Genomic DNA, 18170 nt, shown 5'->3' with positions numbered 1-18170 from the left:
TCCGCCTTGACGCATGCTCGGCTGCGCTTCGACCGGAGCGCCGCTGGTGCCACGCGGCGTTTCGCCCGGATCGGCCTGTCGGAAATCGCCTTGGCGGCGGCCGACATGCCGCTATGCCTCGCCAAGGACGGCCAGACCGGCCGGTTCAACCTGATCGCGCTGATGAGTCTGGTCGAGCCCGCGAACCTGTTCGTCTTCGGTGGTGGGTTCCAGGGAACCTATGTGCCGCGTGCCGCTCTACTCGGCGGGTTCCGGCTCGACGTACGCGGGGCGGCGGGACTGGCGATCGATCCGACCGATCCCAGTCTAGGGGAGATCGGGGAAGCGCTGTTCGACGGCGACCGCCCCGCCCTCTTGCTGGCAAATGTCGCGCAGGGGCTGGAGCGGCTGGTCGCCGATGTCGCGGCGGCACAAGCCCTGGTCGATGACTGGGCCGGGCATCGGCTGATCCGCCCGCTGGCTCTGTCGCTGACCAGGGATGACGGGACCGTGCATGACCTCGCCGGGCTCTACACCATCGACGAACCGGCGGTGCGCGCGCTGCCCGATACGGACGTGCTGGCGCTCCACCGCGCCGACCGGCTCACCCCCGCCGCGATCCTCACCGCCTCGCTGGCGCAGGTCGAGCGGTTGCGCCAGTTGCACAATGCCCGCTTTGCGCCTGCCATCACCGGATACAGGCTCGATTAAGCGCCGAACGAGGCCCATGCGATGCGGCCTCGCCTGGTCCGACCTCCCGGACCGGGGCACCGTTCCGTCAGTCCTGCGGCCTGCTATCTCCCTGGGCAGGGGAGGACTGGTCCGCAGCGTCCGCTTTGGGTGGAACGGGAGCCCAGGTGAGCCGGATCGTGCCGCCGCCCGCGCCGATCTCGGCCCGGCCGCCCCGGCTGGTCAGGCCATCGGCGACCGCGCGGCGTTGGGCCGGGGTGCCGCCCGTGACCAGAAGCGCACGCTGCGACCGCGCGCTGGCCCAGGCGGCGGCGTCGAGTCCGTCGCCGTTCAGCACGCCCTGTACGAAGCGTATTGCGGGCGGCGCGACATCGGCGGGCGGCGCCAGGTGGACCGTCCATTGCGGCAGGGCATCGGCCGCCCGCGCCTCGATCGCGCGATAGCCTGCCAGCCCCAGGCCGGGCAAAGCGGCGGCGGTGGTGGACAGGGTGCGCGTGGTCGCATCCGCCTGCACCGTGCCCGCATCCACCCCGGCGATCAGCGCCAGGTCGGCAACCGCACGCTGCTGGCGGTCGGCGTCGCTGGGGCCGTTCGACTGGCTGGCGCGGGCGATCTGCGCCGCCTCAGCGCCATTGTCGTCCAGCGAGACGCGCAGCTGGTCGACATGCAGGTCGATCGGCTGGCCCAGCCGCTGACGCAGATCGGCCGCGAGCAGCGTGTCGGCCTGGGACTCCAGATGCGGGGTGAAGACGACCGCGCGGATGCGGATCGGCTTGGCGGCATAATCGATGTCGAGCTGGCCCAGCCGCGACGTGTCGGGGAAGCGCGCGCGGATCGTATCGCGGGCCTGGCGCTGTGCCACCGCCTCGAACGCGATCTGGCGCAGCGCCGCGCCCAGCGGTATCGACAGCACGCCGATCGCGCCGCAGAACAGGATGACCTGCCACCCCGTATGCTGGTGCGACAGATGCCGCCCGAAACCATAGACACGGGCGACGATGGCGGCGGTCAGCGCGATGGTGACCGCGTTGGTCAGGAACAGCAGCAGCGCGCCGCTGAACACGGTCCAGTTGGCCGTCGCGATACCGAAGCCGACCACCGCCAGCGGCGGCATCAGCGCGATGGCGATGGCGACGCCCACCACCGTGTTGCCACGCCCCCGGATCAACGCATAGGCCCCCGCCACCGCCGACAGCAGGGCGACCAGCAGGTCGAACAGGGTGGGGCGGGTGCGCCCGGCAATCTCGCTGGTGATGGTCTGCACCGGCGACAGGGTGACGAAGACGGTCGACAGCAGGATCGCGATCACCGCCCCGGCGAGCAGCGCGGTCGCCGCACGGCGGATTTCGCGCGTATCGAAGGTCGCGATGCCGAAGCCCAGCCCGATGATCGGCATCATCAGCGGCGAGAGCAGCATCGCCCCGATCAGCACCGCGACCGAAGGCATCAGCAGGCCCAGCAGCGAGATCGCGGCGGAAATGACGATCAGAAAGGCATAGCGTCCCGACCAGCCCGAATCCTGCGAAATCTGGGCGAGGACCGCTTCGTAATCGACCCCGCCGACCACCCACATCGACCACCACCGGCGTATCGTGCTGCGTTCGTGCGAGGGGGATTCCGTCATGGTCCAGCCTGTTCTTGTCGATCCGAATCCCCCTGCTAGGCGATCGGGCCAAGGGATGCGACCCCGGTTGCCCCTTTTGCAAAGAGAGTCGGGTTCGGCTGGTTTTCGATGGAACTCCGGGTGTAGAGGACGGGACATGGCAGATCAGCGCCCGTCTCACCCGATCATCCGCAAATGGACGCCCGCGCGGTATCGGGCGCTGCTGCGCACGGCCGGGCCGGGTTCGGTCCAGTTCCGCACGCGTCTGGCCGTCCTGATCGGTGCAGTGGCGATCGGGCTGGCCGCGACGGTCTTCGCCTGGGCTGCCGATGTCGCGGGCGAATGGTTCGGCCATTTCGCCAAACATTATCACTGGGCGCCCTTGGTGGTGACGCCCTTGCTGTTCGCGGGGCTGGTCTGGATCACCCGCCGCTTCGCGCCGCTGGCGCGGGGATCGGGCATTCCGCAGGTGATGGCGGCACAGGCCGACCCCGAACGCGCGACCGAAGGGCTGGTGTCGATTCGTACCGTCATCGCCAAGGCGGGGCTGACGCTGGCCGCGGTGCTGGGTGGCGCGTCGGTCGGACGCGAGGGGCCGACGGTGCAGATCGCCGCCGCCATCATGGGGCTGACCCACCGCATCCTGGGCGTGCCGCTGCGCGGGGCGGTGCTGATCGCGGGCGGTGCGGCGGGCGTCGCGGCGGCGTTCAACACGCCGCTGGCCGGGCTGCTCTTCGCGATCGAGGAGCTGGCGTCGGCCTATGAGCAGAAGGTCACGCTGCTGGTCATCGCCGCCATCGCGATTGCGGGCATGATCGCCCAGTCGGTGCAGGGCGATTATGTCTATTTCGGGCTGATCGGCGCGCATATGCCGATCGTCGGCGCGCTGGTTGCGGCCCCGGTGGCGGGGATCGTCGGCGGGCTGGCCGGGGGCGGCTTTGCCCGGCTGATGCTGATCCTGGCGACCGGGACCAACAGCGTCACCCGGTGGACCAAGCAGCGGCCGATCCTGTTCGCGGGGCTGTGCGGCGTCGTGGTCGCGGGGCTGGGGGTCGGCACCGGCCTGACCTGGGGGACTGGTTACGGTGCGGCGCGGGCGATGATCGTCGGGGTCGATGCGCCGCTCTGGTTCGGTCCGGCCAAGTTCCTGGCGACACTGTCCACCGCCGTGGCCGGGCTGCCGGGCGGCATCTTCGCGCCGTCCCTGTCGGTGGGGGCGGGGCTCGGCAACCTGCTGCGCTCGGTCTTCCCCAACTCGCCCGCCTCGGCGATCGTCATCCTGGGCATGGTCGGCTATTTCGCAGGCGTGGTCCGCGCACCGCTGACCGCCGTCATCATCCTGTCCGAGACGACCGCCAGCCGCGGCTTGATGCTGCCGATGTTCGCCACCGCCTTCATCGCCGACGGGGTCAGCCAGCTGGTGTGCCGCGAAAAGCTGTACCACGGCCTGTCGCGGACGTTTGCGATGCGGCCGGTGGAGGAGAGTGCGCGCTGATAATGGGGGTGGGCGGTAAACGCCCATTTGCGGACATTCGCGCGCGCGCCTAGGCTACTTGGATGCGGTCGTCCATTTATCTGCTCCTCCCGCTGCTCGCAGCTTGTGACGCTTGGCCTACCGTTGTGGATAATCGGACCCAATCGCAGTTGGCTGTGCGGTATCTTCACCGCGATTACGATCACTGGTCTGCTCCTTTTCCCATTTCAGCGGGCAAAGCGATGCCGTTAGCGAGAGCCCATTGGATACAGGATATTCGTGCGCTTCGCATTGAAGACGCAGGAAGATCTTACTCTGTGTCAGGCGATGCTTTGGAGCGGATCAAACACGCCTGCCCGAGCAGCGAATTGGGTCGACGTTTCTCCGCGGCGGGTAACTGCTACCTGATCTACTTGGGCGACGGACGATTGAAGGCGATGGCGTCAGCACCGCCAAGACTCGAATATGAGCAGGTTAAAAACGGCAGCTAATCTGCGCTTGACGCCAGAAACTGCCCGTGTGCTGTCCACCCAAAAAAGGGCGTTGGTCAGGTCGTCCCGGCACCCTTGTCGTAGAGGTAAAGAGTCACCGGACACACCTCTTCGTTGGCCCAAGCGATCGCTTCCGCGACAGTGACATTCTCACGCTGGTCGTAGGTCAGATCGTCATCGGTCGGCCGTTGTTGGTCCGCATCCTCGCAGGCATTGTCATGCGAAGTCGCCTCGATGATGGCGTTAACCTTGCGCCAGCGATACGGCCTTGTTCGCCTGTCGATGATGTTGCAGATCATGCCGCGAACTTAATGGCTGCCCACCATCTCGCAACGTCCGCTTTCCACCCTAATCGGACGCACCGCAATCGTGGCACGGCCTATGCCTTGCTCATTTTCTCTTGCGACCGCGCCAGTGCGATTCCCGCGAGGTTCTGCGTCCGCTTGATATGACGCAGCTGGAACCGGGGCGGGCGAGGGAGGGCCGACCACTCCGCGAAATGCGCGACATGGGCGGGCGGCACCCGCACCTTGCCTAGCGCTTGCGCCACCACTGCCGCCGCATCGCCCAGCAGCAGGGCATCCGTCAGCGCCGCCTCGTGCGCCGCCCGGGTCGCCGCAATCAGCGCCAGCCACTCGGCGGTCATGCTGGTGCCGGGCCCCAGGTCTCGGACGATGCGAGCCTGTCCCCCTATCACCACCGCATATTCCATGCCGCCGGGGCGATAGCCGCCGTCGAAGAAGATTTTCACAGCCCGCCGATGCTACGCGCGACCGCTTCGGCCGTCTTGATGCCGTCGACCGCCGCCGACAAGATGCCACCCGCGTAACCCGCGCCCTCGCCCGCCGGGTACAGGCCATAGGTGTTGAGGCTGTGCCCGTCCTCGCCGCGCGTGAAGCGGACGGGCGAAGAGGTGCGCGTCTCGACGCCGGTCATCACTACGTCGGGGTGGTCGTATCCGGCGATCTGGCGACCGAAGACGGGGATCGCCTCGCGCATCGCCTCGACCACGAAGTCGGGCAGGCACTGCGACAGGTCGGTCGGCGTCACGCCGGGGCGGTAGGAGGGCGTGACCGACCCCAGGCTGGTCGAGGGGCGCTTGGCCAGGAAGTCGCCCACCCGCTGCGCCGGAGCCTTGTAGTTCGATCCGCCCGCGACATAGGCGCGCTCCTCCCAATGGCGTTGCAGCGCGAGGCCCGCCAGCGGATCGCCGGGAAAGTCACGCTCCGGGTCGATCGCGACCACGAAGCCCGAATTGGCGTTGCGCTCATTGCGCGAATATTGGCTCATGCCGTTGGTCGCGACGCGGCCCTCTTCGCTGGTCGCGGCGACGACCGTGCCGCCTGGACACATGCAGAAGCTGTAGACCGTCCGCCCGTTCTGGCAGTGGTGGGAGATGTGATACTCCGCCGCACCCAGGATCGGGTTGCCCGCCTGATGCCCGAAGCGGGCGCGGTCGATCCAGCCCTGCGGATGCTCGATTCGCACGCCGATCGAAAAGGGCTTGGCCTCGACATAGACGCCCGCGCTTTGCAGCATCGCAAAGCTGTCGCGCGCGCTGTGGCCGATGGCGAGCACGACGTGATCGGCCTCCAGATAGTCGCCGCCGTTCAGGTGCAGACCGCGCACCCGGCGCTGGCCCGATCCATCGGTCGCGACGTCCAGCCCGTCGACACGGGTGGAGAAACGATATTCGCCGCCCAGCTCCTCAATGGTCGCGCGCATGCTCTCGACCATGGTGACCAAGCGGAAGGTGCCGATATGCGGATGCGCCTCGGTCAGGATTTCGGGCGGCGCGCCCGCCTTCACGAATTCGGTCAGCACCTTGCGGTTCAGATGGCGCGGGTCCTTGATCCGGCTGTAGAGCTTGCCGTCCGAAAAGGTGCCAGCACCCCCTTCACCATATTGCACGTTGGATTCGGGGTTGAGCACGCTGCGCCGCCACAGGCCCCAGGTGTCCTGGGTCCGTTCGCGCACCACCTTGCCGCGCTCCAGGATGATCGGGCGATATCCCGCCTGCGCCAGCACCAGCGCGGCGAACAGGCCGCAGGGGCCCGCGCCGATCACGACCGGGCGCTTGGTGCCCGGCGGCGGCGCGCTCGGCAGGTGATAGCGGGTGTCGGGTGTGCGCTGGACATCGCGGTCGCGGCGGAACCGCTCCAGCACGGCGGCCTCGTTCTTCAGGTTCACGTCGACCGAATAGACGAGCTGGATATTGTTCTTGTCGCGCGCATCATGGCCGCGCCGCGCGACGACGAAGCGCACCAGCTCGCGCGGGGTCACGCGCAACCGGCGACAGATGGCGGCGGGCAGGGCCTCGTCCGCATGGTGGAGAGGCAGTTTCAATTCACTGAGGCGGATCATCCCGCGCGCCATACAGAATTGCGCCGCGTCCCGCCATCGTCCCTATGGATTACGCGTCGGGGGCCAGCACCAGCATCTTCTGGATGATTCCGGGCCCTTCGCGCCAGGTGCGAAAGCCCATGGCCTCGTAATAGGTCAGGCCCATGGAATTGTCGGCACCGATCGTTGCGTTGATCCTCTTTAAGTCCGCCGCAATGGCGGCGTCCCGGCTGACGGCGAACAGCGCTCGGCCGACTCCCCGCCGATGGGCACGCGGGCTGATATGGGTTCCGATGATGCCCCATCCCTCGGGCACGTCATAGCGATTGTCCGCTACGGCGCGCTTGAGCGATTGGAAGCCCAGCACTTCGCCGTCGTCATCGGCCGCGACGCTGCAGCGGATGCCATCGGGCGCGGTGATGTAGTTTGATAGCGTGAAGGCCGGATCGTGCGGACGCATTCGGCCGGTCAAAGCCATGATCTCTCGGAGGACATGACTCATCGCGACAGCGTCGTACGGGGTGGCGGTGCGGATCATCATGCCGGGGCCTCACGACGCTGGGATCGAAACCGCCATGCTATCAGGCTGCGGTGCGATCGCCAGCGTCGGGGGATTATCCGCCCGCGGCGCGGCGCTGGGGCGGCTCGGGCATGGCGGCCTGGGCCATGATCTCCGCCCGAAGCGCGTGCCAGCGCTCGCCGAACCAATATTCGCCGCGTTCGACGCGCAGGATCGGATCGTGCGAGGTGGCGACATCGTCGCTCGGGATCATCTGTTGATCCGGTACGCTGAAAAAGGCGCGCACGATCGGGGTGGTCGGGCTGCACCCTTCGCGCACCACGACACCCAGCCGATTGGAATTGAGCCGGACCAGCCCGCCAAAGGGCTGGATGCCCAGGCTGGTGATGAAGGCCCGCAGGATTTCGGTGTCGAAATGCCCGTCCCATTCGATCATCTGGGCCAGCGCCTCGTGCGGCGACCAGGCGCGCTTGTACGAGCGGATCGAGGTGACCGCGTCATAGACGTCGCACACCGCCGAGATGCGGACGAACAGGCTCAGCTGCTCGTCCTTCAATCCGTCGGGATAGCCGGTGCCGTCCATCTTTTCGTGATGATGGCGGCACACATCCAGGATGCGCGGGTCGAGATCCTCCATGTCGAGCAGGATGCTGTGCCCCAGGCTGGGGTGCATCCGCATCTTGGCCAGTTCCGCCGGGTCGAGGCGGCCGGGCTTGTCGACGATCTCGGACTCGATCTTCATCTTGCCGATATCGTGCAACACGCCCGCCATGCCCGCCACACGGACATCATGGTCGCTCAGCCCCAGATGACGGGCCAGCGCCATCATCAGCGTGCCGACCGCTACCGAATGGATATAGGTATATTGATCCTTGTCCTTCAGCCGGGTGACCGCAATCATCGCGGCGGGCCCTTGCGACGTGGCCTGGGCGATCTCCTCGATCATCGGCGTCAGGTCGGAAGTGCGGATCACATGGCCCAGCCGGGCTTCGCCGAACAACTGGGTCACCGCCTCGGTCGCGCGTTCGGCCGTGGCGCTGGCCAGTTCCATGTCGGTACGGGGCTTGCGACGCTTGGGCTTGATCATGGCCATGACGGGCGCGGCGCCCGGGGTAGTGGCAACGGCCACCGGCGCCGCCTGTTCGGCGATATCCCTTGCCGACACCAAGGTCAGGCCGCGTCCCTTGTCCAGATCGATGGTCACATGCGGCACGGAATTGCGAATCTTATCCCGATCCTCACTGTCTACCAGCAGGAAGGACTTTCGCCAAAATGGGTTCTTCAGCCATCCGCAATGCAGGGTGTGAATGAACATTCCCAGCTCTGCCTGGCTGCCCTCGATACGCAGATATCGATTTGTGTCTGACCGCTCGTTCATAGGAGGAATGCTTACTGAGGCACGGTAAAATTTTGGTTTCGAGCAGCGCAGATCGGCATTGTCCTTACGTTCCGTTAAAGCGCTGAAAAATCCATGCATTGACCATTTTGGTCAGACAAAATCGCTTAAAAAATATTCCGGAACGTTCGTCTGGTCGCCTGGCTGCTATCCAGCGCCCGTCGCCCTCCAAGCTCATCTTATAAAGTGATAATCATTATCATTCGCGTTGACAGTGCGATTGTCTCGCAATAGCGGCTTGATGCAAAGGGGAAGCATCATGTCACATTCGTTCATCGCCCTGTCCTGTGTCGGCTTTCTGGCGACCGCACCCGGTGTCGCCGCAGCCGAGAGCACGCCGCGCGCCGACAGCACGGCCGCCCGCGCGCAGGACGCGACGGGGCAGCGCGACACGGTCGTCGTGACCGGCCAGCGCACCGCCGCCGCAACGCTGGAAAGCCCGAAGGCGACCGCCGCGCTGCTCGACACACCGCAGACGATCACCGTGGTCAGCGAACAGACCATCCGGAAGCAGAACCTCCAGACGCTGCGCGACGTGCTCCAGACGCTGCCGGGGATCACCTTCGGCGCGGGCGAGGGCGGCGGCGGTTATGGCGATTCGATCAACCTGCGCGGCTATTCGGCCAGCAACGACATCACCATCGACGGGGTGCGCGACAGTGCGCAGTACAGCCGTACCGACCCGTTCAACCTGCAACAGGTCGAGGTCTATAACGGCGCGAACAGCGTCTTCAACGGATCGGGTTCGGTCGGCGGGACGATCAACCTCGTCTCCAAGGTGCCCACGCCCGAGACGCTGACGATCATGCAGGGCTCGGTCGGCACCGACAATTATTATCGCGGTGCGATCGACAGCAATGTCCGCGTGTCGGATCTGGTCGCGGTGCGCCTGAACGGCGCGTACCACCACAACGACGTGCCCGGCCGCGATGTCGAGAAGATGCAGCGCTGGGGCATCGCGCCCTCGGTCACGATCGGCATCGGCGGGCCGACCAGCCTGACGCTGGCCTATGTCCATCAGGAGGACCGGAACACGCCGGTCTACGGCATTCCCTGGTTTGACAATGGCCTGGTCGATGGCTTCGTGCCCGGCGCTAAGCGCTCCAGCTATTTCGGCATCGCCAATCTCGACCGGCAGGACAGTACGGTAGACCGCTTCACCGCGACCTTCCGCCACCAGATCGACGAACATTGGAGCGTGCGCAACCTGACCCGCTGGCAGCAGGTGACGCAGTATAGCGTGACTAGCGCGCCGCAGGGGACCTTCTGTCTCGCCGCGACCAATCGCCAGCCGGTAACGGCAACGCCGGGCGCCACCATCGGCGCCTCATGCCCGGCCAATGTGCCGGCGGGCTTCTACCTGCCGTCCGGTCCGCGCGGGCTGGTGCGCGATCAGCAGAACCAGATGCTGACCAACCAGATCGACCTGCGCCATGAGGCAGGCGCGAAGGGCGGCCTCCACAATGTCCTGAATATCGGCATGTCGGGCATAATCGAGAATTATCGCCTGACCCAGGGGTCGCTGCTGCGCAATGGCGATGGCAGCGTGGTGGCACAGCCCGCGATCGAGATCGCCAACCCGAACACCAACTATACCGGCCCGATCAACTTCACGACTACCGCCCAGTCGCGCAGCGAGACGCGCAACATCGCGGTCTATGCCTTCGACACGCTGGCGCTGAACCGCTTCTTCGAGCTGAACGGCGGCGTGCGTTGGGAGTATCAGGAAGCGAATTTCCGCGCCCTGCCGCTGAACATCGTGCCGCCTGGCTCGAGCCCGTTGACCGCGCTGCAAACCGCGCCGCAGGTCAGCCGGGAGAAGCTGTTCTCCTGGCGGGCGGGCGCGGTGTTCCACCCGGTCGAGAATGTCAGCGTCTATGCGGGTTACGGCAACGCCAAGACGCCGTCCTCGACGACCGTCCGGCTAGGCTGCGGCGTGCCGTCGACCGCCACCGCCGCGAACCCCTGCGCCGTGGCCCCCGAAACCGCGAAGAACTACGAGGCGGGGGTGAAGGCCGGGCTGTTCGGCCGTCGCCTGGAGCTGACCGCCGCCGTCTTCCGCAACGAGCGGACCAATTACCGGGTGCCCTCCAATGATCCGGCGCTGCCGGTGGGCTTGCAGGTGCTGGACGGGCGCAGTCGCGTCGACGGCATCGCTCTAGGCGCATCGGGGGCGATCACCCCGGCCTGGACGATCTTCGCGAACTATACCTATCTCGACGGCAAGGTGCTGCAGAGCATCTCCAACCGCGACAAGGCGGCGGGCGTGCTCGATCCGCAGGCGGGCAGCCAGTTGATCCAGACGCCCAAGCATTCGGGCAGCCTGTTCACCACCTACAAGCTGCCCTTCGGCCTGGAGGTCGGTTACGGCCTGACCTATCAGGGATCGTTCGCGACCAATGTGCCGGTCGCGGCCAATCCGGTGCAGTTCCATGTGGACGATTATCTGATCCACCGCGCCTTCCTGGCCTATACCATCGCCCAGCGCTGGACGATGCAGCTCAACGTCCAGAACTTCACCGACGAGAAATATGTCACGGGCGTGCGCAACAACATCAATGCGACGACCGGCAACATCACCGGCGGCTGGGCAGTCCCCGGCGACCGGCGTCAGGCGACGCTGAGCCTGTTCTACAACTTCTGACCGGACTAGCCATGCTGATCGTCCTTCCCGATATCCTCGATCCCGCCGGGGTCGCCCAGGTCCGCCGCGTCATCGATGGCGCGCCTTGGGCGGACGGCAATGCCACCTCCGGCCCGCAGGCCGCGCTCGCCAAGCGCAACGAGCAGCTGCCGGAGGATTCGGGGGCGGCGGTCGAGGCGGGGCGGATGGTCCTCGACGCGCTGGGGCGGTCGCCGCTGTTCGTGGCGGCGGCGCTGCCGCTGAAGGTCTATCCGCCGCTGTTCAATCGCTATGCGGGCGGACAGGCGTTCGACGTGCATGTCGACAATGCCGTGCGGTTGAAGCGGGGCAGCGATTTTCGGATGCGCTCCGACCTGTCGCTGACCCTCTTCCTCGAAGAGCCGGACGCCTATGACGGCGGCGAGCTGGTGGTCGAGGATCTGTACGGCGAACAACGGGTGAAGCTGTCCGCCGGAAGCGCGGTCCTCTACCCCGCCTCCAGCCTCCACCGGGTCGAGCCCGTCACGCGGGGCACGCGCGTCGCCTCCTTCCTGTGGATTCAGTCGATGGTCCGCGACGATGGCGAGCGGCGCATCCTGTTCGACCTGGATCGCGCGGTGCAGCGGGTCGGCGCGGACAAGGGACAGGGGGATCGGTCGGTCGTCGAGCTGACCGGGGTCTATCACAATCTGCTGCGCCGCTGGGCCGACGCATGACCGTCGCCGCTGTGCAAAAACCCAAGAAGCGCAAATGGCGAAGCTGGTGGTTGAAGCAGTTCCACACCTGGCACTGGATCAGCGCGGCGGTGTCGCTGGTCGGGATGATGTTGTTCGCGATCACCGGGCTGACACTGAATCACGCCGCCAGTATCTCGGCCAGCCCGAAGACGGTGCAGAAGAGCGGGCTGCTCGCCCCCGGCCTAAGACCGTTGCTGGCCAATCCTAAGACGAATGATGCCCCCTTGCCGCCTCGCGTGGCGGAAGCGGTGGAGCGGTCGGTCGATCTCGATCCCGCCGGGCGGCCGGGCGAATGGTCGGACGGCGAGGTCTATGTCGCCATGCCGCGTCCCGGCGGTGATGCCTGGGTCAGCATCGACCGGGCAAGCGGCGCGATCACCTCGGAGCGGACCGACCGCGGTTGGGTCTCCTACCTCAACGACTTGCACAAGGGGCGCAATGCCGGGACCGCCTGGTTCTGGTTCATCGACGTCTTTGCGGTCGCGTGTATCGTCTTCACCCTGACCGGGCTGCTGCTGCTTCAGATGCACGCACGGCACCGGCCCTCGACCTGGCCGCTGGTGGCGGCGGGGTTCCTGATCCCGGCGGCGATCGCCGTCTTTGTCCTGCACTGATGGAGAATCTCACGATGCGATCGACCGCTATTTTGGCGCTGGGCGCGGTGGCACTGCCGGGGGCGGCGGGCGCCGCGACAGTGAACGTCACCATTCCGCGCCTCAACGTCGCCGAATATCACAGGCCCTATGTCGCGGTCTGGCTGGAGCCCGCCACCGGTGGTCCGGCGCGCACGCTCGCTATCTGGTATGACGTGAAGAAGACGGGCGGCGAGCCGGGCACCAAATGGCTGTCCGACCTGCGCGCCTGGTGGCGCAAAGGCGGACGCAGCATGGCGATGCCCGCGAACGGCATCAGCGGCGCGACCCGTGCGCCCGGCACCCACGCCATCCCGCTGCCCGCCGACCTGAAGCCCGGCCAATATGTCCTGAACGTCGAGGCCGCGCGCGAGACCGGCGGGCGCGAGCTGGTGCAGGTGCCGCTGACCGTGCCGAACCCACAGGGGCGCGCGGCGGGTAGCCATGAACTGGGTGCCGTGACCGTCTCGGCGCGCTGACAGGGGAGCAACGTCATGAAGAACCATCGTCTCACGCTGTTCGCCGCCGCCGCGCTGCTCGCGATCCCCGGCCTGGCCTCGGCACATCGCATGTGGCTGCTGCCGTCTGGCACGATCTTTTCGGGCACCGACAGCTGGGTCACGGTCGACAGTGCCGTCTCCAACGACCTGTTCTATGCCGACCACCAGCCCGGCCGGATCGAGATGGTGAAGGTCTGGCAACCCGACGGCACGCCCGGCCATATCCAGAACGGTTCGACGGGGCGCTATCGCTCGGTCTTCGACGTCCAACTCGACAAGCCCGGCACCTGGAAGATCGGCAGCGAGATGTCGGGCATCATGGGCAGTTTCAAGGTCGACGGCGTGGAGAAGCGCGTCGGCGGACGTGGCGGCCCACCGGGGCCGAACGGGGTGCGCCAGCCGCCGCTGACCGTCGCCGACATCCCCGGCAACGCCACCGACGTGACGCTGGCCGAGACGAGCGCGCGCAACGAGATTTTCGTGACCGCGGGCGAGCCGACGCGTACCGTCCTGAAGCCGACAGGCAAGGGACTGGAGCTCGATCCCATTACCCACCCGGACGAGCTGGTCGCGGGCGAGACGGCGAAGTTCCGCTTCCTGGTCGACGGCAAGCCTGCGCCCAATCTGAAGGTCACGATCGTCCCCGGCGGCAAGCGCTACCGCGATGCCGAGGGTGCCAAGGAGGTGACCACCGACGCGCAAGGCGTGCTGTCCTATGCCTGGCCCGCGGCGGGCATGTATTGGTTGAACGCGACGCTGATCGACGACAAGCCGACCGCCCCGCGCGCCAGGCAGCGGCGGATGAGCTATACCACCACCCTCGAAGTCATGACCCCGTGAGGATCGTCCTGCCGCCCCGGATCGACCCGAACGCCATGGCGAACGGTGATCCGGCGGCGGTCGTCTCGCTGGGCGGCGAGACGATGGGGACGATGTGGCGGGTGCTCTATGCCACGGGTGACGTGCCCGGCGCACAAGCTGTAGGAGCGGCGGTGCAGGCGCGGCTGGACGATCTGGTCGCGCAGATGAGCCACTGGGCATCCGACTCGGTGCTGTCGCGCTTCAACCGCGCGCCACCGGGCAGTGGGAGCGTGCTGCCGCCCGAATTCGCGACGGTCATCGACACCGCCCTGCGCGTCGCGGCGCTGAGTGACGGCGCGTTCGATCCGGCGATCGGGCATCTGGTCGATCTCTGGGGCCATGGGCCCAAGGGGCCGCAGCCCGCGCCCGATGCGGTAGCGATCGAGCGGGCTCGCGCCTCGGGTGGCTGGCAGCGCCTGCGCTGGGATCGGGCGAGTGCGCGGTTGTGGCAGCCGGGCGGCATTGCGCTGGACCTGTCGGGCATCGCCAAGGGCTATGCCGCCGATGCGGTCGCCGACATGCTCGCGGCGCTGGGCTTTCGGCATTGTCTGGTCGAGGTGGGCGGCGAGCTGGTCGGGCGCGGCATGCGGCCCGATGGCGATCCCTGGTGGGTCGATCTCGAAACCCCGCCGGGCGTCGATCTGCCGCCGATGCGCGTGGCGCTGCACCAGATGGCCGTGGCGGGCAGCGGCAGCTATCGCAAAGGCGAACACGGCCTCGACCCACGCACCGGCCATCCGCCCACCAACGGGGTGATCGCGGTCCATGTCATCGCCGAAACCGCGATGCTGGCCGATGCGCTGGCGACCGCCGTCGCGGTGCTGTTTTCCGACCTGTCGGCGCTGGCACCGATGCAGGTCGCGGCGCGCATCCTGGTTCGGCACGGTGACGGAGTGGAAGAGGTTCTGACCGAGCCTTTTCAGGCGATGCTCGGCTAAACCTCCACCCTCACCCTTTCGGCGCTTTGCGCCTCCCTTCCCTCTCCCAATGGGAGAGGAGTGGCGGGTCGTCCATGCCTCAGGCATGGACTGAACAGCGCGGGGCGCTGTGCACCCGACACTGGGCCCGCCCGCGATAGCGGGTGGGAAGGGTGAGGGTGGTCCTTAGAACCGCCCCCTGAGCGTCACGCGAACGTTGCGCGGCGCACCTGGCATCGTCCACACATCGGCATAGCTGCTAGCGATATAATAGGTGTCGAACAGGTTCTCGAGGTCGAGCCGAATGTCGAAGCGCGGATTGACCGCCCAGGTCGCATCCGCCCGCACGATCGTATAGCCGGGCAGGCGATAGCCGCTGGCAAAGGGATCGCCATTGCGCGCGCCGACATGGGCGACGCCGCCGCCGATCGTCACGTCGCCCATCCGCTGATGCAGGTCGAGCGCGGCGATGTGCTTGGGAACGTTGGATAGCATCGTGCCGATCAGCGCGGCATTCTTGTCGTTGCGCACCGTCGCCTCGGTATAGGTATAGGTCGCGGTGCCGGTCAGCCCGCCGGTCAGGTGCAGGTCGGCAACCGTCTCCACCCCGCGCGACCGCTGCCGCCCGATCTGGGTCTTGACGAACACGTCGGTGGCGTTGGGGTTCAGCACGTTGCGCTTGGTCATGGTGAACAGCGCCGTCTGCCCGGTCAGCGCTCCGCCGAAGAGCGTGTATTTCGCGCCCAGCTCGGTGGATTCGCTCCGCTCGGCATCGAAGCTGCTTACCCCGTCCGACGGGTTGAGCCGCAGCGACCGGCCCCAGCTGGTGAAGAGCGAGAAGTTTGGGCTCGCGGACCAGGTCAGCGCGGCGCGCGGGGTAACGCCGCGATCGACCGTCTCCAGCGTCAGGTTGCCGCGCAACGCATTGACCATCGTCTCGCGGAAACTGTTCCAGCGCGCGCCGATCAGGGCGGTGAAATCGCCGAAGCGGATCAGGTCCTGCGCATAGACGCTTTCGCTGCGATAGGAGGAATGGCGCAGCGCGAAGGGCTGGGGCACTGGCAGCGGCTGACCATAGACGGGATCGAAGGCGTCGATGGTCAGGATCGGCGCACCCGGCCGCCCGCGCGCCTGGTCCATGCGGAAGTCCAGGCCGTGCCGCACCCGGTCCACCCCGACGCGGATGTCGTGCGACAGGCCCAGCCAGTCGGCCTTGGCGGTCAGTTCGACACGGGCGGTCAGGTCCTGCCAGCGGAAATCATGATAGCGATAGGAACGCCCGATTGTCCGCCCATCGGCCTGCACGCCGCGCGCGCCGAAATCGACCTGGGTGGCATAACCGGTCAGGAAGCCGGCGCGGCTCGACAACCCGGCCTCCAGCGAAATCCGGTCGGTCAGTGTCGCAAAGATGCTGCCCTGCTGCCACAGCATCCGCTGGGTCATGCGGCCATCGGCGGGCTCGCCCAGGAAGGTGTCGCGGTCCATAGCGCGGGGATTGCCCTTGATTGCGGCGACACCGCGATCGATGGGCGCGCGGTTGCGCATGAACTCGGCCTGATAGAGGAAGCGCAGATCCTGGCTGGGCGTGAACGAGACCGAGGGGGCGAGCAACAGTCGGTCGGTGTGGACGAACCGGCGAAAGCTGTCGCCCTCTTCCGACACGCCGATCAGCCGGGCCGACAGCGTGCTTGTGACCGGGCCGCTGATATCGCCGGTCGCGCGCACCCGGTTCCAGCTGCGATAGCTGAGCGACACCTCGCCCTGGCGGGTGTCGGTCGGTGCCTTGGTGACGATGTTGAGCGATCCGCCCGGCTCGCCCATGCCCGACAGGGCGGCGGCGGCGCCTTTCAGGAACTCGAACCGCTCGACCGTCGCGACATCGACCGGCGCGTTGAAGCCCAGGTTGCTGCTGAACCGGTTGATGAGGATGTCGGGGCCGCTATTCTCGTTCCCGGCAAAGCCGCGAATGGCATATTTGTCCCACAGGCCGCCAAAGTCGTTCTGCCGCGACACACCGCCCGCCAGGTCGATCGTGTCGTCCAGCCGGGTCGCGCCGGTCCGGTCGATCAAGGCACGGTCGATGATACGCAAGGACTGGGGATAGCGGTTGGGGGGCGTATCGGTGCCGGTGATGCTGGCATTGGCATCGCGCAGGGCCGTGACGACGATATCCTTCTGCTCGTCGCTGCCGCCCTCGACCGGCGCGCGCGACGTCTGCGCCACCGCACCCTGGCCCATCGCCATCCCGGCCAGCAACACGGCGCATCCGATCGCCTTCGACATATTCGATAAACCCCCAAACCACTCGATATCGGCGGCCAGTATCGATAATGATAATAACTCTCAATCATAAAATGGATCGTTATTGGTCTGCTCGGGCTGTCACGCCTCTGCCATGCTGGTCCGCCATGGCTCGGGGCGAGCGGTGACGGACCGCGTGCGAGACGATGGAAAGGGCAGTTTTAATGATGGCGATGCGGCGGACGATACGAGGCCTGGCGGTGCTGGCGACGGGGCTGCTTGTCGCGACCGGCGCGCTGGCCGAGCCGTTGAAGGTCATGACCTTCAATGTCCGCTATGCCTCGGACGAAGGAGCGCAGCGCTGGGCGGTGCGGCGGCCGGTGATGGTCGAACTGATTCGCCGCGCCGCGCCCGATGTGATCGGGACGCAGGAACTGCTCCAGCGACAGGGGGACGATATCGTCGCCTCGCTGCCCGGTTATCGCTGGTTCGGGCGCGACCGGCGTGGCGGGCACGCCGACGAGCATATGGGCATCTTCTATCGCACCGACCGGCTGACTCTGATCGACCAGGGCGACTTCTGGTTGTCGGACACGCCCGAGGTGGTGGGCAGCCAGAGCTGGGGCACCGACCTGCCGCGCCTGGCGAGCTGGGCGGTGTTCGAGACCAGGGAGGCCAAGCCGCACCGCTTCCTGTTCGTCGACACCCATTTGCCGCACCGCGATCAGGACGGCGAGGCGCGCGACAAGGCGGCCCGGCTGATCCTGTCGCGCCTGCCCGACCTGGCCAAGGGGCTGCCGCTGGTCTTGGCAGGCGACATGAACGCCCGGCCCGACACGGCCGCCTATCGCACCTTCGCAGGCGCGCTGACCGATGCCTGGGGCAGCGCGAAGCGGCGCGAGGGGCCGGTGCTGACCTTCCACGACTTCACCGGCACGCCCGACCGGCGGATCGACTATCTCTTCCTGCGCGGGTTCAAGGCGGACACCGTGACGACCGACACCTATCATCAGGGCAAGGTCTATCCGTCGGACCATTTCCCGATCGAGGCGACGCTGACGTTCGAGGATGAGACGCGCTGACCAAGCCCATTCCTCCCCTCTAAGGGGAGGTGGCAGGCCGAAGGCCTGACGGAGGGGTGTCGCGCTATCGAAACGGTTACA

At 66.9% G+C, this 18170-nt stretch carries 16 protein-coding genes; 9 read left to right on the top strand and 7 right to left on the bottom strand.

Annotated features, from left to right (window positions below):
• Positions 1-6 precede the first annotated feature (6 nt).
• Positions 7-690 (top strand): SapC family protein, encoded by a 684-nt coding sequence (locus SSA01S_RS15345; RefSeq protein WP_167348929.1) that lies wholly within the window; start codon positions 7-9, stop codon positions 688-690.
• A 67-nt stretch (positions 691-757) separates the two neighbouring features.
• Here the strand turns inward: SSA01S_RS15345 and SSA01S_RS15340 are convergent, their stop codons facing one another.
• Entirely contained in the window at positions 758-2293 is a 1536-nt protein-coding gene (locus SSA01S_RS15340) for a DUF389 domain-containing protein (protein WP_240954688.1), read from the bottom strand.
• 136 nt (positions 2294-2429) lie between these two features.
• Here SSA01S_RS15340 and SSA01S_RS15335 point away from each other — a divergent pair, with 136 nt between their 5' ends.
• Positions 2430-3767: a chloride channel protein gene (locus tag SSA01S_RS15335; RefSeq protein WP_061781066.1), complete on the top strand. Its 1338-nt coding sequence runs from the start codon at positions 2430-2432 to the stop codon at positions 3765-3767.
• A 526-nt stretch (positions 3768-4293) separates the two neighbouring features.
• On the opposite strand, the gene SSA01S_RS15330 is transcribed toward SSA01S_RS15335, so the two are convergent.
• The 5 genes from SSA01S_RS15330 to SSA01S_RS15310 all read right to left on the bottom strand — a co-directional run bounded on the left by SSA01S_RS15330 (position 4294) and on the right by SSA01S_RS15310 (position 8478).
• Positions 4294-4536, bottom strand: coding sequence for a hypothetical protein (locus tag SSA01S_RS15330; RefSeq protein ID WP_061781065.1), 243 nt, complete (start codon positions 4534-4536; stop codon positions 4294-4296).
• Between the two features lie 80 nt (positions 4537-4616).
• Positions 4617-4988, bottom strand: a complete 372-nt coding sequence (locus SSA01S_RS15325) for a reverse transcriptase-like protein (protein WP_061781064.1) — start codon at positions 4986-4988, stop codon at positions 4617-4619.
• Positions 4985-6601, bottom strand: coding sequence for an NAD(P)/FAD-dependent oxidoreductase (locus SSA01S_RS15320; protein ID WP_061781077.1), 1617 nt, complete (start codon positions 6599-6601; stop codon positions 4985-4987). Before SSA01S_RS15320 ends, SSA01S_RS15325 begins: the two co-directional genes overlap by 4 nt.
• A 49-nt stretch (positions 6602-6650) precedes the next feature.
• Complete coding sequence (locus tag SSA01S_RS15315) at positions 6651-7121, bottom strand: GNAT family N-acetyltransferase (protein WP_061781063.1); 471 nt, start codon at positions 7119-7121, stop codon at positions 6651-6653.
• A gap of 73 nt (positions 7122-7194) precedes the next feature.
• Complete coding sequence (locus SSA01S_RS15310; protein ID WP_061781062.1) at positions 7195-8478, bottom strand: HD-GYP domain-containing protein; 1284 nt, start codon at positions 8476-8478, stop codon at positions 7195-7197.
• A gap of 277 nt (positions 8479-8755) precedes the next feature.
• Here SSA01S_RS15310 and SSA01S_RS15305 point away from each other — a divergent pair, with 277 nt between their 5' ends.
• The 6 genes from SSA01S_RS15305 to SSA01S_RS15280 are packed head-to-tail and all read left to right on the top strand — an operon-like array spanning position 8756 to position 14787.
• Positions 8756-11140, top strand: coding sequence for a TonB-dependent receptor (locus tag SSA01S_RS15305; protein WP_082795130.1), 2385 nt, complete (start codon positions 8756-8758; stop codon positions 11138-11140).
• A gap of 11 nt (positions 11141-11151) precedes the next feature.
• A complete protein-coding gene (locus tag SSA01S_RS15300) occupies positions 11152-11835 on the top strand; it encodes a Fe2+-dependent dioxygenase (protein ID WP_061781060.1) in 684 nt (227 codons plus the stop codon).
• Positions 11832-12470: a PepSY-associated TM helix domain-containing protein gene (locus SSA01S_RS15295; RefSeq protein ID WP_061781059.1), complete on the top strand. Its 639-nt coding sequence runs from the start codon at positions 11832-11834 to the stop codon at positions 12468-12470. Before SSA01S_RS15300 ends, SSA01S_RS15295 begins: the two co-directional genes overlap by 4 nt.
• Positions 12471-12484: 14 nt before the next feature.
• Entirely contained in the window at positions 12485-12967 is a 483-nt protein-coding gene (locus SSA01S_RS15290; protein WP_170171582.1) for a DUF2271 domain-containing protein, read from the top strand.
• Positions 12968-12982: 15 nt separating this feature from the next.
• Positions 12983-13828 (top strand): DUF4198 domain-containing protein, encoded by an 846-nt coding sequence (locus SSA01S_RS15285; RefSeq protein ID WP_061781057.1) that lies wholly within the window; start codon positions 12983-12985, stop codon positions 13826-13828.
• Positions 13825-14787: an FAD:protein FMN transferase gene (locus SSA01S_RS15280; RefSeq protein ID WP_061781056.1), complete on the top strand. Its 963-nt coding sequence runs from the start codon at positions 13825-13827 to the stop codon at positions 14785-14787. The genes SSA01S_RS15285 and SSA01S_RS15280 overlap by 4 nt, the downstream gene beginning before the upstream one ends.
• Before the next feature lie 165 nt (positions 14788-14952).
• On the opposite strand, the gene SSA01S_RS15275 is transcribed toward SSA01S_RS15280, so the two are convergent.
• Positions 14953-17049, bottom strand: coding sequence for a TonB-dependent siderophore receptor (locus SSA01S_RS15275; RefSeq protein WP_082795129.1), 2097 nt, complete (start codon positions 17047-17049; stop codon positions 14953-14955).
• A 182-nt stretch (positions 17050-17231) separates the two neighbouring features.
• Between SSA01S_RS15275 and SSA01S_RS15270 the strand changes: the two genes are divergently transcribed.
• Positions 17232-18089: an endonuclease/exonuclease/phosphatase family protein gene (locus SSA01S_RS15270; protein WP_240954689.1), complete on the top strand. Its 858-nt coding sequence runs from the start codon at positions 17232-17234 to the stop codon at positions 18087-18089.
• Positions 18090-18170 lie beyond the last annotated feature (81 nt).

This window comes from Sphingomonas sanguinis NBRC 13937 (assembly GCF_001591005.1).
GTDB classification, from domain to species: Bacteria; Pseudomonadota; Alphaproteobacteria; order Sphingomonadales; family Sphingomonadaceae; genus Sphingomonas; species Sphingomonas sanguinis.
This window is presented reverse-complemented; position numbering and strand designations above follow the sequence as displayed.

Excerpts from the sequence above, each read along its gene's own strand:
- SSA01S_RS15340 (WP_240954688.1), bottom strand. The coding sequence starts at position 2,293 with ATGACGGAATCCCCCTCGCACGAACGCAGCACGATACGCCGGTGGTGG.
- SSA01S_RS15335 (WP_061781066.1), top strand. The coding sequence starts at position 2,430 with ATGGCAGATCAGCGCCCGTCTCACCCGATCATCCGCAAATGGACGCCC.
- SSA01S_RS15330 (WP_061781065.1), bottom strand. The coding sequence starts at position 4,536 with ATGATCTGCAACATCATCGACAGGCGAACAAGGCCGTATCGCTGGCGC.
- SSA01S_RS15320 (WP_061781077.1), bottom strand. The coding sequence starts at position 6,601 with ATGATCCGCCTCAGTGAATTGAAACTGCCTCTCCACCATGCGGACGAG.
- SSA01S_RS15315 (WP_061781063.1), bottom strand. The coding sequence starts at position 7,121 with ATGATGATCCGCACCGCCACCCCGTACGACGCTGTCGCGATGAGTCAT.
- SSA01S_RS15310 (WP_061781062.1), bottom strand. The coding sequence starts at position 8,478 with ATGAACGAGCGGTCAGACACAAATCGATATCTGCGTATCGAGGGCAGC.
- SSA01S_RS15305 (WP_082795130.1), top strand. The coding sequence starts at position 8,756 with ATGTCACATTCGTTCATCGCCCTGTCCTGTGTCGGCTTTCTGGCGACC.
- SSA01S_RS15300 (WP_061781060.1), top strand. The coding sequence starts at position 11,152 with ATGCTGATCGTCCTTCCCGATATCCTCGATCCCGCCGGGGTCGCCCAG.
- SSA01S_RS15295 (WP_061781059.1), top strand. The coding sequence starts at position 11,832 with ATGACCGTCGCCGCTGTGCAAAAACCCAAGAAGCGCAAATGGCGAAGC.
- SSA01S_RS15290 (WP_170171582.1), top strand. The coding sequence starts at position 12,485 with ATGCGATCGACCGCTATTTTGGCGCTGGGCGCGGTGGCACTGCCGGGG.
- SSA01S_RS15285 (WP_061781057.1), top strand. The coding sequence starts at position 12,983 with ATGAAGAACCATCGTCTCACGCTGTTCGCCGCCGCCGCGCTGCTCGCG.
- SSA01S_RS15275 (WP_082795129.1), bottom strand. The coding sequence starts at position 17,049 with ATGTCGAAGGCGATCGGATGCGCCGTGTTGCTGGCCGGGATGGCGATG.
- SSA01S_RS15270 (WP_240954689.1), top strand. The coding sequence starts at position 17,232 with ATGATGGCGATGCGGCGGACGATACGAGGCCTGGCGGTGCTGGCGACG.